The 18,164-nt window shown below is 42.3% G+C and carries 11 protein-coding genes, 2 tRNA genes and 1 rRNA gene; 7 read left to right on the top strand and 7 right to left on the bottom strand.

The window, feature by feature from the left end:
• Positions 1 to 83: 83 nt before the first annotated feature.
• The 3 genes from BACCOP_RS14120 to BACCOP_RS14110 form a co-directional block, all read right to left on the bottom strand.
• Positions 84 to 160 (bottom strand) — tRNA-Ala (locus tag BACCOP_RS14120).
• An 82-nt stretch (positions 161 to 242) separates the two neighbouring features.
• Positions 243 to 316, bottom strand: a tRNA-Ile gene (locus tag BACCOP_RS14115).
• A gap of 124 nt (positions 317 to 440) precedes the next feature.
• Positions 441 to 1,968 (bottom strand): 16S ribosomal RNA (locus BACCOP_RS14110).
• Between the two features lie 1,237 nt (positions 1,969 to 3,205).
• Here BACCOP_RS14110 and BACCOP_RS19290 point away from each other — a divergent pair.
• Genes BACCOP_RS19290 through BACCOP_RS19285 form a run of 3 tightly spaced genes read left to right on the top strand, consistent with a single transcriptional unit; the run spans position 3,206 to position 7,246 of the window.
• Positions 3,206 to 3,856: a carboxypeptidase-like regulatory domain-containing protein gene (locus BACCOP_RS19290; protein WP_227994754.1), complete on the top strand. Its 651-nt coding sequence runs from the start codon at positions 3,206 to 3,208 to the stop codon at positions 3,854 to 3,856.
• A gap of 48 nt (positions 3,857 to 3,904) precedes the next feature.
• Positions 3,905 to 6,145: a SusC/RagA family TonB-linked outer membrane protein gene (locus BACCOP_RS14095; RefSeq protein WP_148315601.1), complete on the top strand. Its 2,241-nt coding sequence runs from the start codon at positions 3,905 to 3,907 to the stop codon at positions 6,143 to 6,145.
• 18 nt (positions 6,146 to 6,163) lie between these two features.
• The gene (locus BACCOP_RS19285) at positions 6,164 to 7,246 is read left to right on the top strand and encodes a thioredoxin family protein (RefSeq protein ID WP_007570265.1); all 1,083 of its coding nucleotides are present in this window, start codon (positions 6,164 to 6,166) and stop codon (positions 7,244 to 7,246) included.
• Positions 7,247 to 7,645: 399 nt separating this feature from the next.
• Here BACCOP_RS19285 and BACCOP_RS14085 read toward each other — a convergent pair whose 3' ends face one another.
• The 3 genes from BACCOP_RS14085 to pepT all read right to left on the bottom strand — a co-directional run bounded on the left by BACCOP_RS14085 (position 7,646) and on the right by pepT (position 12,614).
• Complete coding sequence (locus tag BACCOP_RS14085) at positions 7,646 to 9,850, bottom strand: DUF4838 domain-containing protein (protein WP_007570261.1); 2,205 nt, start codon at positions 9,848 to 9,850, stop codon at positions 7,646 to 7,648.
• Positions 9,851 to 10,161: 311 nt separating this feature from the next.
• Entirely contained in the window at positions 10,162 to 11,250 is a 1,089-nt protein-coding gene (gcvT, locus tag BACCOP_RS14080) for a glycine cleavage system aminomethyltransferase GcvT (RefSeq protein ID WP_007570259.1), read from the bottom strand.
• 137 nt (positions 11,251 to 11,387) lie between these two features.
• On the bottom strand, positions 11,388 to 12,614 hold the full coding sequence (pepT, locus tag BACCOP_RS14075) for a peptidase T (RefSeq protein WP_007570258.1): 1,227 nt from the start codon (positions 12,612 to 12,614) through the stop codon (positions 11,388 to 11,390).
• Between the two features lie 211 nt (positions 12,615 to 12,825).
• Between pepT and BACCOP_RS14070 the strand changes: the two genes are divergently transcribed.
• On the top strand, positions 12,826 to 14,034 hold the full coding sequence (locus BACCOP_RS14070; protein WP_007570257.1) for a BamA/TamA family outer membrane protein: 1,209 nt from the start codon (positions 12,826 to 12,828) through the stop codon (positions 14,032 to 14,034).
• Positions 14,035 to 14,141: 107 nt separating this feature from the next.
• Here BACCOP_RS14070 and BACCOP_RS14065 read toward each other — a convergent pair whose 3' ends face one another.
• The gene (locus tag BACCOP_RS14065) at positions 14,142 to 15,548 is read right to left on the bottom strand and encodes an amidophosphoribosyltransferase (RefSeq protein ID WP_007570256.1); all 1,407 of its coding nucleotides are present in this window, start codon (positions 15,546 to 15,548) and stop codon (positions 14,142 to 14,144) included.
• Between the two features lie 288 nt (positions 15,549 to 15,836).
• On the opposite strand from BACCOP_RS14065, the gene BACCOP_RS14060 reads away from it, so the two are divergent.
• The 3 genes from BACCOP_RS14060 (at position 15,837) to BACCOP_RS21435 (ending at position 18,152) form a co-directional block, all read left to right on the top strand.
• Complete coding sequence (locus tag BACCOP_RS14060; RefSeq protein WP_040312099.1) at positions 15,837 to 16,631, top strand: hypothetical protein; 795 nt, start codon at positions 15,837 to 15,839, stop codon at positions 16,629 to 16,631.
• 184 nt (positions 16,632 to 16,815) lie between these two features.
• On the top strand, positions 16,816 to 16,983 hold the full coding sequence (locus BACCOP_RS20495; protein WP_007570254.1) for a hypothetical protein: 168 nt from the start codon (positions 16,816 to 16,818) through the stop codon (positions 16,981 to 16,983).
• 662 nt (positions 16,984 to 17,645) lie between these two features.
• A complete protein-coding gene (locus BACCOP_RS21435; RefSeq protein WP_007570252.1) occupies positions 17,646 to 18,152 on the top strand; it encodes a hypothetical protein in 507 nt (168 codons plus the stop codon).
• The last annotated feature ends 12 nt before the right edge of the window (positions 18,153 to 18,164 follow it).

Raw genomic sequence — 18,164 nt, 5'->3', positions numbered from 1 at the left:
TATAGTGCGGGATGATATATACTTTTAGCTTTCGTACTAAAATTACTTTTTGCTTGTTACATCATGTCATAGACCTATCTTTATGGTGGAGAATAACGGATTCGAACCGTTGACCCCCTGCGTGCAAAGCAGGTGCTCTAGCCAGCTGAGCTAATCCCCCGTTTTTTTGCGGCTGCAAAGGTAAGCGTTTTCCTTCGTTCCCGCAAATTTTTAAGGAAGTTTTTTTCTTCCTTCCTTTCGGGTAGTCCCAGGCAGAGTTGAACTGCCGACCTCTACATTATCAGTGTAGCGCTCTAACCAACTGAGCTATAGGACTAGCTTTTGTGATTCAGTTCAACCTAGTCTGTTACCGACTCGGCTTCATCTTTCTCTCTTCTATATCGTTAAACAAACTCCCATGCAGCACAAGGGACAAAACCCTTATTCAGGTCACGCTCCAGAAAGGAGGTGTTCCAGCCGCACCTTCCGGTACGGCTACCTTGTTACGACTTAGCCCCAATTACCGGTTTTACCCTAGGGCGCTCCTTGCGGTTACGCACTTCAGGTACCCCCGGCTTTCATGGCTTGACGGGCGGTGTGTACAAGGCCCGGGAACGTATTCACCGCGCCGTGGCTGATGCGCGATTACTAGCGAATCCAGCTTCGTGGAGTCGGGTTGCAGACTCCAGTCCGAACTGAGAGAGGTTTTGGGGATTGGCATCCCGTTGCCGGGTAGCGGCCTTCTGTACCTCCCATTGTAACACGTGTGTAGCCCCGGACGTAAGGGCCGTGCTGATTTGACGTCATCCCCACCTTCCTCACATCTTACGATGGCAGTCTGGCCAGAGCCCTCAGCTTAACCTGTTAGTAACTGACCACGAGGGTTGCGCTCGTTATGGCACTTAAGCCGACACCTCACGGCACGAGCTGACGACAACCATGCAGCACCTTCACAGACGCCTTGCGGCTTACAAGTTTCCTCGTAATTCGTCTGCAATTTAAGCCCGGGTAAGGTTCCTCGCGTATCATCGAATTAAACCACATGTTCCTCCGCTTGTGCGGGCCCCCGTCAATTCCTTTGAGTTTCACCGTTGCCGGCGTACTCCCCAGGTGGGATACTTAATGCTTTCGCTTGGCCGCTGACAGTATATCGCCAACAGCGAGTATCCATCGTTTACCGTGTGGACTACCAGGGTATCTAATCCTGTTTGATACCCACACTTTCGAGCATGAACGTCAGTTACAGTTTAGCAAGCTGCCTTCGCAATCGGGGTTCTTCGTGATATCTAAGCATTTCACCGCTACACCACGAATTCCGCCTGCCTCAACTGCACTCAAGGAAACCAGTATCAACTGCAATTTTACGGTTGAGCCGCAAACTTTCACAACTGACTTAATCTCCCGTCTGCGCTCCCTTTAAACCCAATAAATCCGGATAACGCTCGCATCCTCCGTATTACCGCGGCTGCTGGCACGGAGTTAGCCGATGCTTATTCATACGGTACATACAAAATCCTACACGTAGGAAACTTTATTCCCGTATAAAAGAAGTTTACAATCCGTAGGACCTTCATCCTTCACGCTACTTGGCTGGTTCAGGCTCTCGCCCATTGACCAATATTCCTCACTGCTGCCTCCCGTAGGAGTTTGGACCGTGTCTCAGTTCCAATGTGGGGGACCTTCCTCTCAGAACCCCTATCCATCGCAGGCTAGGTGGGCCGTTACCCCGCCTACTACCTAATGGAACGCATCCCCATCGTTTACCAATAAATCTTTAATGGTGCCATCATGCAATCTCACCATACTATCAGGTATTAATCTTTCTTTCGAAAGGCTATCCCTGAGTAAACGGAAGGTTGGATACGTGTTACTCACCCGTGCGCCGGTCGCCATCAAACTTAGCAAGCTAAGTTCATGCTGCCCCTCGACTTGCATGTGTTAAGCCTGTAGCTAGCGTTCATCCTGAGCCAGGATCAAACTCTTCATTGTAAAATATCTTTTTACTCTTGCGAGTACTTTTTGTCTCTGTTCAGGTGACCGAATGTTTCTTGATTGTTTAATCAGATTGACGGTTTTATCACTTCATCACGGATACACATTATATATATATATCACATGACTACTGCTTGTACTACATTTCGTTTGTTTATCTAAAGTCTTTCAAAGAACTATCTCTTATTTCTAAGCTTCCGTTTGTTAGCGAAAGCGTTTGCAAAGGTAAGAGGTTTTTTCTTAACCACCAAATTTTTTCGAAGTTTTTTTTCGAAAAAATTTTCCAGCGGTCAGAAACCGGAACCGCAAGCCCTTCTCGCTCCCTTAGCACCGCTAAGGTAAGATACAAGGCAACAACCGAAAAACCGGAAACCTCACGTTCACTCTGTCAATGCTTCAGCGCGTTTCTCTCTCGAAAGCGGGTGCAAAATTACGCACTTTTTCGCAAACTCCAACTTTTACACGACTTTTTTTTGACCGTTTCCCAAAGTTTTTTCGTAAGACACTGGAAAACAGCTATGTTACGCGGCATATTTTTTTACCGGACGCAGAAGGAGGAGGAAAACATGCACAATAATATCTATTGCGCGGGCGGGCGCATGTGCGCGAAGGAAAACACACCGCATTATCCGCAAAAAGCGGCACAATGGAAAAACAACGCCTTCTCTTCATTAAAACAACGGCATGTTTTCACTAAAAATACACCTTCTTTTTTTAAAATTACAGCATATTTTTTTCAGGGTAATGAACAGACTGATTATCAGCAATGACGGAAAAAGGACTATATACTGAATTTTGCTATCAGTTTCTGACATAAATCCAGATCAAGCTAGCAGGTTAAATTCCCTATCATATACATGCAGGATATAAATTAAAGGTCTACACACATAAAAGTATTACAAATAGAAACTAAAACACAGAAAACAAATGCTTAAAATTCATCTTTTTCAAAAAAAATATACAAAATATTGATTCGTTAATATATTTTCCATACGTTTGCATCCGTAATCTTACAATAACTAATAACTATGAATTTAAAGAAGCATTCTAATTGCTTGTCGCAAGCCATCCCCCCAATCAAAAGTTGGCTACATGGCAACAAGCTTAACTATCTGGCTCTGGCCGTAAGTGTTTTTCCAATCGCTAGCCCACAGATACATGCAGCCACGGAAAACAATCTTAACCAAACTTTCAATCTGCTCAAAGCGATAAAGTTACCTACCAAGGCGTTGTCATCAATGAAAACGGCAATCCTTTACCGGGTGTAAACATTACCTATAAAAATGCTCATGGAGTAGGAGTCATAACAGATATAGACGGTAAATTTACTTTTGCCATCCCCTCAAACATCCACTCGCTCATATTCTCATATGTCGGAATGAAAACACAGACGGTTCGTGTTTCCAATCCTTCCGAGAAATTAAAAGTCCGCCTGGAACCGGATGCCGTATCCTTACAGGAAACCGTAATTACCGGCATCTATACCCGAAAGGCTGAAAGCTTTACCGGATCTATGGCTACTTATTCGGAAAAAGAATTGAAAACAGTCGGCAACCAGAATGTTCTGCAAAGTTTGAAAGTACTTGCCCCATCTTTCATCATTCTGGAAAATAATCTTGCCGGATCTGACCCGAATGCAACCATGAACCTCAATATCGGAGGTAACACCAACATCGTAGGTCTGGAAACAGAATATAGCACTAACCCTAACCAGCCTCTTTTCATTCTAGATGGATTTGAAACCACTCTATCGACCATTACTGACCTGAGTATGGACCGAGTAGCAAGTATCACGATCTTGAAAGATGCTTCATCTACTGCTATTTACGGTTCGAAAGCAGCCAATGGTGTAGTAGTTGTGGAAACCAAAAAGCCAGAGGCCTGAAGACTGAAATTTAACTATAACGGTAACTTCGGTATCGAATGGGCAGATTTGACTGACTATAACCTGATGAACTCTTCCGAAAAACTTGAATATGAAAGACTAGCTGGCTATTATGGTTCACTCGACTCAAACGGTAATATCATCGATGAGTATTACAGGAGTCTTTATAACCAGCGTTTGCTGAGAAGTAAGCAGGGAATTGATTCATACTGGCTGAACGAGCCTTTGCAAACAGGTTTCACTCAAAGCCATAACATCTTTGCCGAAGGAGGTGATGCCGCTTTCCGCTACGGTGTCGGTATGACTTACACACAGACAAACGGTGCAATGAAAAACTCCAGCCGTGACATTCTGAACGGAAACGTACAATTGACTTACCGTATTGATAAGTTTGCATTTACCAACCAGACCAACATCACTAATACTGATGTAGAAAATCCAACAGTTTCGTTCAGTAAGTTTGCACAAACTAACCCATTTTACGACAAATACAATGAATATGGAGAAGTAGAGCAAGTCATGGAAGAGATTATATCTGCCACTTCCGGAACCCAGTACATCACCAATCCTCTGTGGGACTTCAATCAGAGCAGCTATGACAAGAGCAACCAGCTGACCTTTGTCAACAACTTCCAGATTGAATACCGTCCGATATCGGAACTCCGCATCAGAGGAAAGTTCGGTCTTACTGTAGGACGCTATAATGCCCAGGTATTCAAATCACCGGAAATGAGTGAGTTTCTGACTACCGAAGTTCTGAAAAAAGGAAGCTATAACGAATCGAACACAAAATCTTCTTCATACGACGGAAGCTTAGACATTTCTTATGGTAAGACTTTCGGTAAACATACTGTCAACGCCATCGGAAGTATGCAAATCAGCGAAAACCAATCTAACTTATCTATCTTCCAAGCAATAGGTTATTCCAGCGACATGTTCTCGAATCCGAACTTCTCAAACGGATATCCAGAAGGCGGTAAACCAAGTTCTTCGATTTCCAGAATCAGACATGCCAGCTATTATGCTAACTTCAACTACGGATATCAGTTGCGCTACTTGCTGGACTTCAACCTTCGTTCCGACGGTTCGTCTGTATATGGAGTAGATAATCCGTTCTCTACCATCTGGTCATTAGGTTTAGGATGGAACATTCACAACGAATCGTTCTTCCGTCAGAACAACATCCTCAACTACATGAAGCTGAGATACTCAGTCGGTAATCCGGGAAATGCCAACCTGAATGCTAAAATGGCTAACAGCGTATATACTTATTATACCAGCTATCCGAATATGTTCGGTCTGTCAGCTTTAGTCAAGACATGGGGTAACAGTGGACTGCAATGGCAACGTACCAATGAACAGAACTGGGGTCTTGATGTAGAAATGTTCCAGAACCGCCTGCGCCTGAACGTAGACTATTTCAGAAAGAAAACCGACCCGTTATTGCTGAACATCGACTTCCCGCCCTCTTCTGGTATTACATCTGTTCCGATGAACATTGGTGCCATGAGAAACCAGGGTGTCACTTTTACAGGAAGTTACATCATCATCAGAAAACCGGATATGAACTGGACAGTAAATGCCAACCTGCGTCATATTACATCGGAATATTACAACATAGGTAATCTGCTGGAGAAATACAACGAAAAAGGACGTACCAACCAGAGTCTGATCCGTTACTACGACGGAGCCAGCCCGACAGCTCTTTATGCAGTACGCTCAGCAGGTATTGACCCGATGACCGGTAATGAAATATTCATCCGTAAAGACGGTTCGTATACCTTTAAGTGGGATTCTGCCGACGAAGTAATCTGTGGTGACTCTACTCCGGATATTGAAGGAGCATTTGGTTCCAGCTTCTACTGGAAAGGATTCTCTATCAATGCTATATTCAGCTATCGCTATGGCGGACAAGCATTCTTGTCTACCCTGTTCAACAAAGTAGAAAATATCAGCGACGTTCAAGTAAAATACAATCAGGACAAACGAGCACTTTACGGCAGATGGCAGAAACCGGGTGATATTGCCAAGTTCAAACGTATCGACGATACCACTGTAACCAACATGTCTTCCCGCTTCATTGCCGACGACAACACACTGGAATTGTCTACTCTGTCTGTGGGATATGAAACCACTACCGGAAAATGGCTGCAATCCATCGGTGCTTCTTCATTCAATGTGCGCATCTATGGTAATAACCTCTTCCGCTTATCTACCATCAAAGAAGAACGTGGTATCGATTATCCGTTCTCCAGAAAAATATCAGCCTCTATAGGAGTTCGTTTCTAAATTATAAATCATAGTAGTATGAAAAAAACACTTATAACACTTTTATTTGGTCTGACACTGGCAACAGGTACCGTAACAGCTCAGACCAATTTCCGCAACATTGATTTCAATGAAGCGCTCAAACAGTCACAAGCAGAAAACAAACTTGTATTCATCGATTTCTATACGGACTGGTGCGGTCCTTGCCGGAAGATGTCTAAAGAAGTATTCCCGCAAAAACAAGTAGGCGATTTCTTTAATGCACAGTTTGTCTGCATTAAACTGAACGCAGAAAAAGAAGGAAAAGCACTTGCACAGCAATTCAATATAAAGGCTTATCCGACTTTTATCATTGCCGACCAGCAAGGTAATGCAAAAGTAACCATTACCGGTGCTTTCCCCGCCGATGCTTTCATCACGAAGGTAAAGAACGAACTAAATCCTGAGCTGACTCCTGAGCGTATGAAACAACGTTACGAAAGTGGTGAAAGAACTCCGGAGCTCGTTAACGCTTATGCCATGGATTTCATGGAAAAAAAGAAATACGATGAAGGGTATAAAATCATTAATGACTATTTCAATTCACTGACTGACAAACAGAAACTTTCGGCAGAAAATCTGTTTGTTTTCTCACGATACACTTTTGACATCTCCGACCCGAAATGTCAATATTGGGTAAAACATATCAATCAGGCTGACGCAAAAGTAAAAGAAGAAGCATTAAGCCATATCCAGAAGCTATATCATTCGGCTCTTTCTACTTATCTGTCAGGCTATACGTTCGAAGAAAACAAATATAATGAAGCAGAATATCAGCAGACGAAAAAGGATATCCGTTCACTGAAACTTGACAAAAAATATCCTTTCGCACCAATGTTCGAACTGATAGAATGTTATGCCAAAGGAGATAAAAAACAATTTTTCGAAATGGTAAAAAACAAGAAAGGAGAATTAGACCAAAAAGATTTCGAGCTTATCCTGCTCAATGTAACTCGTCTGTTCCCCAACTCACCGGAATTGACACCGGAGATTATCAGTTACATCAGAACTTCGCTTCCTGAGCTCCGTGGATCAACTATCATGATGCTGGGACGTGTATTAATGAATTTGGAAAAAAATTAATTGTCAGCTTTTTTAAAATTTCAAGAGAAACCTTGGCTTTTTGTCGGGTTTCTCTTTTTTTATATCCGGTACTTCCCAAAGTACGGACATAAAAAAAGGAGTACCGCTGTACTCCAACCTTTGTTAACCTTAAATCTAATACTATGAAAAACACAGTGCAAAGATACGGAGTATCTGGGAATTAGCAAATAATCAGGTCAAAAAACTGTGTTTTACAACATAAATTAAGAAAACAGCCTCAGTTTGTAACAGTGATTCACAAATAAATGATTCCTTACAGCCAGGAAAACAGACACAGCCACAAAAGAAAACTGAGTTCCAAGAGGCAACATGCCATCTTTAGAACTCAGTCTATCTTAAAAAACTATGAAGCAAAAATATATTTTAAAGAAATAAAACTCATTGTACAGTAACTTCATCGATAAAGAACCAAGAAGGATGTCCTACTCCGTAATGCCAGTGAGGACATACCTTTGTTCCGGTGACCTCTACTTTCAGATAACGAGCCTGCAAAGGTACTTCCGAGTCGGCTTTTACACCTCTGAAAAGCACCATACCCGAACGCTCTTCAGGCATATCGATGGTCTTCCACAAATGATATTCTTTTCCGTCGGTTGAATAGCTGTATGACACACTCAGCGGGAAGAGAATCCACTGCCCTATCTGATGCAAGAAGTCTGTTTCAATACTTCTCACCTCTTTCACCTTGCCCATATCAAGAACGAAAGCTCCATCGGTTCCTTCCCAGCCTACCCAGCTCTCAACAAAACTGGAACCACCAAACAGTCCGTCGGTCAGTGCTGTTTCACCTAATTTCATATAACGGTCATGAGGTTTCTCCAGCCAGGTTACTTTGGCACCTTTAGCCAGATTGACTTCTTTTCTCGGCAAATAACGCTCGCGGTACAGTTTACAATAATCCATTGCATGATTATTACGTTCGTTTAAAGCCGGATCACCCATACGTTCTACTTCTTTTTCAAAATAATCCAGTTTCTGAACAACAGCAGTAAAGTCTTTTTCCTGCTCAGTACGCAAAAGTTCCAACTCAGAATAGAGCAACGGAAGACGTGCTCTCTTTACACGTTCCAACAGCACCGGATCATTGCTTACCGAAGCTTCAGCCTCATCGAAAAGCTGCTGATAGCGCTTCATCAAAGCCGGACGAAGCATACCGTTTTTATGTGATACCGGAGAGTCGTAAATCCACAGACGCAATCCACTTCCCAGTAAAGCTCCTTCCATCACTTTGATATAACGGTATAAATAATCTCCTGCTGCACCATAATAACCGTTCAGAAAATGCTTCATCAGCTTATCAACATCAGCATCCGGATTCCACATCAGTTTGGCAACAAGATAAGCTCTCAATTCGGCAAAATCGCCACACCAGCTACCTGCTATCTGAGAGAAATGCATCTTTACATGATGATCACGGAAGGTACGTATATTATCCTGCAGAATATGAAAATTCGGGAAAGGTGACAAATAATTGTCGAAATTAATTCCATAGTCCCATACAAAGAGATTGTCTGATATCTGCGACCAGCCTTCGAGGGCTTTCATAAACTGACGTCCACTGGCATTTTCGGTCAACGAAACTTCTCTCTCGCAATCAATATCACACAACATCACCGTTACATTAGGCAAAGGTTTAATATGCTTGGGAGGATTCATCGTATACAAATAAGCAAGTGTAGCAAACTCCTTGTCGGGGAAACGTGCAGCCAACTTATTCAAGAAATAAATCATAGAGCCAGACAAAGCTCCTTCTTCCTCGTCTATTTTCCGGCAGTTTTCACATGTACAGTTTGTATAATTTCCATCATTCTGACTTACACAAATCAGCTTCTTGTCAGGATTTGCCTTAAAAATAGAATCTATACGCTGCGATACTATTTCGAATACATCCGGATTGGTCAGACACCACTGACTGGCTTTTCCCGGATGTCTTTTTCCGTTGAAATATGCATAATACTCGGGATGTTTCTCGCCATATACTTCAGCCGGAAGCAACTTGTCGAAAGTATGTACCCAATATCCGGCTGCAAATGTTTCCTGAGGTTCTTCCAGGCGGTTCCACCATTTATAAATGGAATCGCTCCGCATGGCATAGCACTGACTCTGACGATAGCGGAAAGCCGGGTTATCCACTTTCTCTATCATGGGCAGGGAAATATCAGCCGACTGCTTCAGTGAATACTCGTTTTCTCCCCAATAATCTACTCCCAGATAATCTTCGAGCAGAGAAACCGCTCCATAAACTACTCCATTAGCCTCACCGGATATTTTTAAGATACCACCGGCAGTAGACAAAGCATAGCCGTCTTCTTTCACTCCGGCAGGAGCCTGTCCACCAATCAGTATATCCCCTTTCTTTACTTTACGGTTTGCTACAACTGGAATATCAGCTCCCGAAATACGTCCTACAAAAAGTTGCAGGATATTTGCTGCTGTACGGTTCTCTCTGGTGTCATCTTGTAGAATAATTACCGATTTAGTCTTACCACCCCTGACTAAATCAACTTGTGCTTCTGCTTGCAGGCAGGAAGAAGCCAGCAAGGCACAAAAAGCCAATTTTGAAAATTGTCCTAGTGTTTTCATAATATTTTATCAACAATTAAAAAAAGGTACGGTCTTTCTTAATCAAACAGACAAGAATATAAATCCCTATATATTTTGCCATTTTTTATATTCAACGACAAATATAATAATATTTTTCATAAAGCATAAAATCAATAAACAACTACATCGGAACTAACAAGGCTTATTTATAAAAATCAATAAAAACCCTTTCACCGTCACTAACATAATATGAAAGCAACAAAAAGAACCATATCATTCCCAATCAAGAGTCTGATACGGTTCTTCTATGTTTATTTTTATCTCTTTCTGTTATCGTTGCTTACACAGTACTACATGTGTCGGAAAGGAGGTTTCACTACTTTGGCTTTCAGGCGACGCCCGCGATTATCCAGATAAATCTCTGTATCCGGTTTGGCAAATGCAATCTGTACATATCCTAATCCGATTCCGATTTTACGGGTTGGCGACATCGTTCCAGATGTTACATGTCCGATAACATTTCCCTCGCCGTCCGTCAGTGCATATCCATGACGAGGAATACCACGGTCTATCATCTCAAAGCCTACCAACCGGCGAGTTACACCTTCTGCCTTCTGTTTCTCCAGTGCCTGACGATTGGTAAAATTCTTGCCGTCGACAAATTTGGTAATCCATCCCAAACCGGCCTCCAAAGGAGAAGTAGTGTCGTCTATATCATTGCCATACAGACAGAATCCCATTTCCAGACGAAGCGTATCACGTGCTCCCAGTCCGACAGGTTTAATGCCATATTCAGCTCCAGCTTCAAATATAGCATCCCAGATACGATCGGCATCCTGAGGATAAAAATATAATTCAAAACCACCCGCACCGGTATAACCTGTATTCGAGATTATCACATTCGGTACTCCGGCAAAATCACCTACACGGAAGGTATAATAAGGTATTTCCGAAAGATTAAGAGAAGTGAGTTTCTGTAAAGTATCAATAGCCTTTGGTCCCTGAACAGCCAACTGAGCAATACGGTCGGATGAATTTTCGAGTTCCGCCCCTACCGTATTATGAGCCACACACCAGTTCCAGTCTTTTTCTATATTAGCTGCATTGACCACCAGCATATATTTATCGGGTTCATAAAAATAGACAAGCAAGTCATCGACGATACCTCCGGTTTCATTTGGGAAGCAAGTGTACTGCACTTTTCCCGGAGTAAGTACAGCCGCATTATTGGATGTAACCTGCTGAATAAACTCGAGTGCATGCGGTCCCTTCACCCAAAATTCTCCCATATGGGAAACATCGAATACTCCTACCGACTGACAGACTGTATGGTGTTCATCAAGAATACCCGAATACTCGATAGGCATGTTATAACCAGCAAATTCATGCATTTTGGCACCGAGAGCAATATGCTTCTCGGTAAAAGGAGTAGTTTTCATCAGATAGAATGTTTAAGGTTAATATTTTATATAATCACCACAGATTCCTCGCTTTCCTGTAAAAACCGACGGTTCATCTGGAAAAGCCAACAATCTGTGGTGAGATTGTGATAAATTTCTTTATCGGATCAGCTTTCTTAGTATCTCTTGGCAGTCAGTTCGGCTATCTTGACAATCACGTTCATAGCCTTTTCGATAGACTGAATAGGAACAAATTCGTAACGTCCGTGGAAATTCAGTCCGCCGGCAAAGATATTCGGACAAGGCAGTCCCTTGAACGACAACTGAGCACCGTCTGTTCCTCCACGGATAGCCTTCACTTTCGGTTCCACTCCGGCTTCCTGCATGGCGGCAAAAGCAATATCGATGATATGCATCAACGGCTCTACCTGCTGGCGCATATTGTAATACTGATCTTTAATATCTACCCTAACCGTACCTTCGCCATATTTTTCGTTAACCTTTTCGGCACATTTCTGCATAAAAATCTTACGTGCCTCAAACTTCTGGCGGTCGTGATCGCGGATGATATAAGATACAGTAGCCTGCTCTACCTCACCTTCCATACCGATCAGGTGATAGAATCCCTCATATCCTTCGGTTGTAGCCGGTGTTTCGTTTTCAGGCAGCATACCCACAAACTCGTTGGCTACCAGCAGCGCATTAATCATCTTTCCTTTAGCATAACCCGGATGTACATTTCTACCCTTTACATGTACCTTGGCAGCAGCTGCATTGAAGTTTTCAAACTCCAGTTCACCTACTTCACCTCCATCCATTGTATATGCCCATTTACATCCGAATTTCTCTACATCAAACTTATGTGCTCCCAGTCCGATTTCTTCATCCGGATTGAAACCTATGCGAATTTTTCCGTGTTCTATTTCAGGATGTTCTTTCAGATATGCCACAGCAGCAATGATTTCGGCAATACCAGCCTTATCATCAGCTCCCAGCAATGTACGGCCGTCGGTTACAATCAGATCCTCTCCTACATGATCGAGCAGTTCTGGAAACTGCTTGGGAGAAAGAATGATTCCCTCTTCTTTACACAGTGTAATATCCTCGCCTCCATAATTACGGACGATATTAGGATTTACATTTTCTCCCGACATGTCGGGGCTGGTATCCATATGAGCTATGAAACCGATTGTAGGTATATCTCTATCTACATTTGCAGGAAGAGTGGCAAACAGATAACCATTGTCATCCAACGAGATTTCCTCCAGCCCCAATGCCTCAAGTTCTGTTTTCAGATATTTGGCAAAAACCATTTGTTTGGGCGTACTAGGAGTTACACCGGTTGACTCGTCAGACTGTGTGTCGAAAGTTACATACTTCAAAAAACGTTCTATTACTGTCATTATTCTTTCGTTGTTAATAATTCTGTTGTGTAAAAATAGGAAATAGCTTTCGAACAGCCAAACGCATTACCATTTTTTAGCCGTTATTTATAAACGATACTCCCGTTTTAGCATAAAGCAGTTAAAAACACGTACCATACCACAAAGTCTTATAAAAAGACGGGAGCTATAACGCTTTTTTTCTTACTTTTGTCATCGAAATTTATAATTTATGAAAAAAATAATTCTACTGTGCACCGCATGCTTGCTTACCATTGCCTGTCTTGCTCAAGAACCCACAGGCATCTTTGCAAGCGATACGCTTTCCATTCCATCTTCAAACATCAAAAAGAAGCATCAGAAAAAATCAGCAGAACGCAATTTACACTATAACATTCTGGGAGGTCCGAGCTTTAGCCCAGACTTCGGTCTTCTGGTGGGAGGTAGTGCGCTGATGACATTCCGCATGAATCCACAAGATACAACCATGCGGCGCTCTGTACTGCCCGTCGCAATGGCATTCATGTTTAAGGGAGGGCTGAACATCATGGTTAAGCCTCAGCTTTTCTTCAAGGATGACAAGTTCCGCATCTTCGGACAGTTCAGCTATAAAAATACTCAGGAAAATTTCTACGGAGTAGGATACAGCACAAACAAAGACTATGTGCGCAGCGATACTACCAGTCAATACCGGTACAGCGGTATACAGATAAACCCATGGTTTCTGTTCCGTATAGGAGAAAGTAATTTCTTCGTCGGTCCGCAAATCGACTTGAACTACGACAAGATAACTGATCCCGCCAAGTATCTGACAGAACAGGAAGATTACAAAAGAGCTGGAGGAGGTACAAGCGGATACAGCAATTTCAGCTCCGGACTGGGATTCTTGCTGACTTACGATACACGCGATGTTCCCGCCAATCCGTACAAGGGAGTTTATCTGGACTTCCGTGGAATCATGTATCAGAAATGGCTGGGAGGTGATGACAACTTTTATCGCTTCGAGTTCGACTACCGGCAGTACAAATCAGTTGGTCAGCGAAAAGTGCTGGCATGGACGGTGCAGACCAAAAATGTTTTTGGGAACAACATACCTTTAAATAAATATGTGCTTAGCGGTACACCTTTCGATCTGCGCGGTTACTACATGGGACAATACCGTGATAAAAGCTCGCACATCGCTTTGATGGAATACCGCCAAATGTTCAATACTGATCAAAGCAACTGGATAAAGAAGGTCATTCATCACCTGGGATTCGTGGCCTGGGGAGGAGCCGGATTCATGGGACCAACTCCCGGAAAAATTGAAGGAGTATTGCCTAACGCCGGAGTAGGTCTGCGCATAGAAGTGCAACCTCGCATGAATGTCCGACTGGACTTCGGACGTAATTTCATCAACCGACAGAATTTGTTCTATTTCAATATGACAGAAGCATTCTGATATAGTGTAAACCTGCTTCAGAAGTCTATAAAAAGAATAAGCGCAGAATCCATAATTCCGGTAGTTCCGGATGGATTCTGCGCTTATTTCATATCAGAAAAAGCTGTTTAGAAGTGGCTTGAACCATCGAAACAGTGTGTGCACACCTTGCATTTCGGCAGACCGATAGCCTCTATCAGCGTTTCCAGTGTATTGAACTTCAATGATGTCAGTCCGAAGCGGGCACGGATGCGTTCTACCAGTTCCTTGTATTCAGGTGAGTCGGTAGTAGCATACTTATCCAGCTTAGCATTTTCATCACCTTCTATTTCCTTAATGATACGGCGGGTAATCAGTTCCATATCGCTCTTTGAAGAAGTGAAACCGATAAACGGACAACCGTAAATCAGCGGCGGACAGGCAATACGCATGTGAACCTCTTTAGCTCCGTAATCGTACAACACATTCACATTGTCACGAAGCTGAGTACCGCGTACGATAGAGTCATCACAGAACAGAATACGCTTACCCTGCAACATGGCACGGTTGGGAATCAGTTTCATCTTTGCCACAAGCGAACGCATAGCCTGATTGCTGGGAGTAAAGCTACGTGGCCAGGTTGGTGTATATTTCGCAATGGCACGATGATAAGGAATACCCTTTCCTTCGGCATATCCCAATGCCATACCTACACCTGAATCGGGAATACCGCAGGCACAGTCCACTTCCGACTCATCGGTCTTACCCATTTTGTAACCGCTCATGAAACGAACTTCTTCTACATTACGTCCTTCGTAGCAAGATACCGGGAAGCCATAATAAACCCACAGGAACGAGCAAATCTGCATGTCTTCATTCGGCTTGCGAAGCTGCTCCAGTCCGTCAGCACGCATACGGATAATTTCTCCCGGACCTACATAACGGTCGATTTCGTAATCCAGATTGGGCAGACTGCTTGATTCGCTGGTAGCTGCATAAGCACCATTTTTCTTTCCTATCACAATCGGAGTACGCCCCCATTTGTCGCGTGCCACAATAATGCCGTCTTCTGTCAGAATCAGCATCGAGCAGGAACCTTTGATTTTCTTGTAAACATTTTCAATACCGTCTACAAAATCTTTTCCCTGTACAATCAGCAATGCAATAAGCTCTGTCTGGTTTGTTTTTCCCAAACTCATTTCCGCAAAATGCATATTTGCATCGAGCAAATCTTTTTCAAGTTCAGCCACATTGTTGATCTTCGCAACCGTTACAATGGCGAATTTTCCAAGGTGAGAATTTATCATGATAGGCTGAGGATCGGTATCGCTGATTACACCTATACCCGACTTGCCTCTGAATTTTGGAAGTTCCGATTCAAACTTGGTGCGAAAATAAGAACTTTCCAGACTATGAATAGAACGAACGAAACCTTCGCCTTCCGAATATGTTGCCATACCGGCACGTTTCGTACCTAAATGTGAGTTATAATCCGTACCGTAAAATAAATCGGTTACGCATTCAGCCATTGAGACTGTACCGAAAAAACCACCCATTCCTTTTTTATTTTATAATTAATAGTTCGATTTTCGAGTGCAAAAATACGCAAAAGACAAGAAGTACAGAAGAATGCAATGCGAAATCTTAATACGGTATATTGAAAATTTTCACTTCAAATGTTTTACAGAAGACTAAAGATTCAGTATATTTGTTTTATTGCCTGCTTATTAACCTCTCTAATAATCAAACAAATGAGAAAGATCTCACTTACAAGGTCCGCGTTAGTTACCGGATGTATCCTTACCTCTTTCATACCACTTCAAGGGAAAGCAAAAAATCTCTTTTTGGAACAAGACATACAGTCTTTCTCGGGACATGCCCGGGCAGATACAAGGGTGGCATACAAGGAAAAAAGAGATACACTCATACAAAATGACCATACGTTACTGATAGCCGGACAATTTGTAGAAAATGATACACTCTTTTTTGTGCAGGAATACGACTGTGAGGCTGGAAAAATGTCACGAAACACGTATATCTTTTTGGAACCGGACCGACAAAGCGAGTATTTCCAACCGGACTACTGGATTAATCGTTTCGAAGGTAACCATGAAGATTACCTACAGCAAATCAAGGAACACAGAAACTATCACCTGAAAAACAATGGTACTCCTTACCAGAAAGTAAACACCTTCGGACTACCTGCCGACTGGATTCCTCTGCATTATTTCGACGGAAAGCCCTATGCCTACATTCCGCCTGAAGCAGACAGTCCAGCTCCCAGAAGATTAACAGACTCTCTTCTGATACAGAAAGATTTTGAAATCTATACCTTTCCACTCAGAGAAAGCCGAAAACTGTCGCCTACTCTCTATCATTTCCGACTTGAAGAAACAGATCTGTTCATCCATATACTAGACGAACAGACCCAGACCGCTGTCTGGGAATATAGGCAAGGAAAGAAAAACAGGTATCACCTGATGATACCTGTCGCTTCTGTTCGCTATTTCGATCTGATGCATAGCATCGCACCTAATCACAAATACTTTGAAACACACCGAGCACCTGTATTCGACTCAGTCAACATAAAGGCTTTATTACAGCAGAAACAACAAAGCAATATTCCCGAAAAAGAATAAACCTAATAACGGAATCCATTTTCCGCTATCAGGATACATCATACCATAGGCATGATTGCTGATATAATGTTTTTTAACAAATAAACATAGGGGGATTCGGTTGCTTTGACGTTTATATGAAAAAGACATTAAAGACTTTCAGTCAAATCCGAGAAAACAATTATAAACCCAAACCATTAGCAGTATGACAAAGATTATTTTACCACTAGACTTTCTTTTTTGGGGAGGCATGCAGACTGCCGCATGTGGCGATGAAGAACGAATGACTGAACCGACTGGTTCATCTGGCCTTCTGCCGAATCAGGGCAATCAGGAAATTCCTGCGAACGAATTGCAACAGTACATAGACTAAAATGTTAGTTGACAAACTGACATTTTGCATATTTTTCCCTTCGAGATTCGTTTCTTTTCAGCCTGCACCGAAGCCGATATTTTCAAAGGAACAATCTCGAAGAGATACTGCTCATAACCAAGATGATAGATAAAATTTTAACACTTTATGAAGAACAAAACAGCTCCTTCCAGAAACATTAAAGCACCTTTTTTAAGGGTATCTGTACATGTTACCGGAAGAGTCAGCCAACTTATCGAGTCATTTTTTTAATTTATCTCGATGTTTTTTTTAATTTTCCACAATATTTTTCCAAAACATGAGGGAGAAATACGCATAAAAGCAGACTTTTCTTTTATCTTTTATGCAGGAATCTGAATAATTTTTCAGTTTTCACTAGCTTACTTTTCTCTTGAACAACAAAATTTGATACAGGCCATGTCAATAATCTTCCGTTTTTCCTAACAAACAGACAACCGTTATCGCTTTATGCTTTCTTTTGGAATCCGGTTGTATACCTACGGCAAAGCCTGACTGAAAAATTTTAATAAAAAAACTGGAAGTTTTTAAAACAAAAACGAAACAAGATTGTTTTATATGCAGAAGAATTAAAGAGGAAAACAATTAGACTAGACTAATTTTATGTACACAAATGTCACCGCTACAACACCGGTGACATTTTTTTGTACTTAAATAAATTCTTCGGAGGGAATAATCGAGTAGGAGGAAAACGAAGTAGTTTTCTTCCTACTTTCGTTTTCCGACCTCTCACACCACCGTACGTGCCGTTCGGCATACGGCGGTTCTTTACTATGGATGCCTTTCGTATTCTTCGAAAGACACTTCCACGACATCTTCTTCAACCATCCATTTGTAGGTCTGCGCTCCTTTATACCCTTCGGATTCCGTCCTATCTCTTTAAAGGTAGCCCAATACTTCTGTTTTGGTTTTATGCATTCGTTCCAACAAACGGTAGTTTTCAGTTATGCCGTTTAAATAAAGTTTGGTCCTTCCCTATAGGCATACATGCCTTGGGTACTACGACCTCTGCTGACTTCTCACGGCAAGCTTTACTCCATCATGGTACTTCGAATCATTCATCCTCACCATATGTCCGTGAGACCTCCTCGGATAAGGGTATTAACTTTCAATCTTATGTCTGCTCCATTTACACTAACCGTCCCGAATAGCTATAGGGCTTT

Source organism: Phocaeicola coprocola DSM 17136, assembly GCF_000154845.1.
Lineage (GTDB): Bacteria > Bacteroidota > Bacteroidia > Bacteroidales > Bacteroidaceae > Phocaeicola > Phocaeicola coprocola.
The sequence above is the reverse complement of the archived record's forward strand: the minus strand, read 5'-3'. Positions and strand labels throughout refer to the sequence as shown.

Excerpts from the sequence above, each read along its gene's own strand:
- pepT (WP_007570258.1), bottom strand. The coding sequence starts at position 12,614 with ATGACAGTAATAGAACGTTTTTTGAAGTATGTAACTTTCGACACACAG.
- gcvT (WP_007570259.1), bottom strand. The coding sequence starts at position 11,250 with ATGAAAACTACTCCTTTTACCGAGAAGCATATTGCTCTCGGTGCCAAA.
- BACCOP_RS19285 (WP_007570265.1), top strand. The coding sequence starts at position 6,164 with ATGAAAAAAACACTTATAACACTTTTATTTGGTCTGACACTGGCAACA.
- BACCOP_RS14085 (WP_007570261.1), bottom strand. The coding sequence starts at position 9,850 with ATGAAAACACTAGGACAATTTTCAAAATTGGCTTTTTGTGCCTTGCTG.
- BACCOP_RS20495 (WP_007570254.1), top strand. The coding sequence starts at position 16,816 with ATGACAAAGATTATTTTACCACTAGACTTTCTTTTTTGGGGAGGCATG.
- BACCOP_RS14070 (WP_007570257.1), top strand. The coding sequence starts at position 12,826 with ATGAAAAAAATAATTCTACTGTGCACCGCATGCTTGCTTACCATTGCC.
- BACCOP_RS14065 (WP_007570256.1), bottom strand. The coding sequence starts at position 15,548 with ATGGGTGGTTTTTTCGGTACAGTCTCAATGGCTGAATGCGTAACCGAT.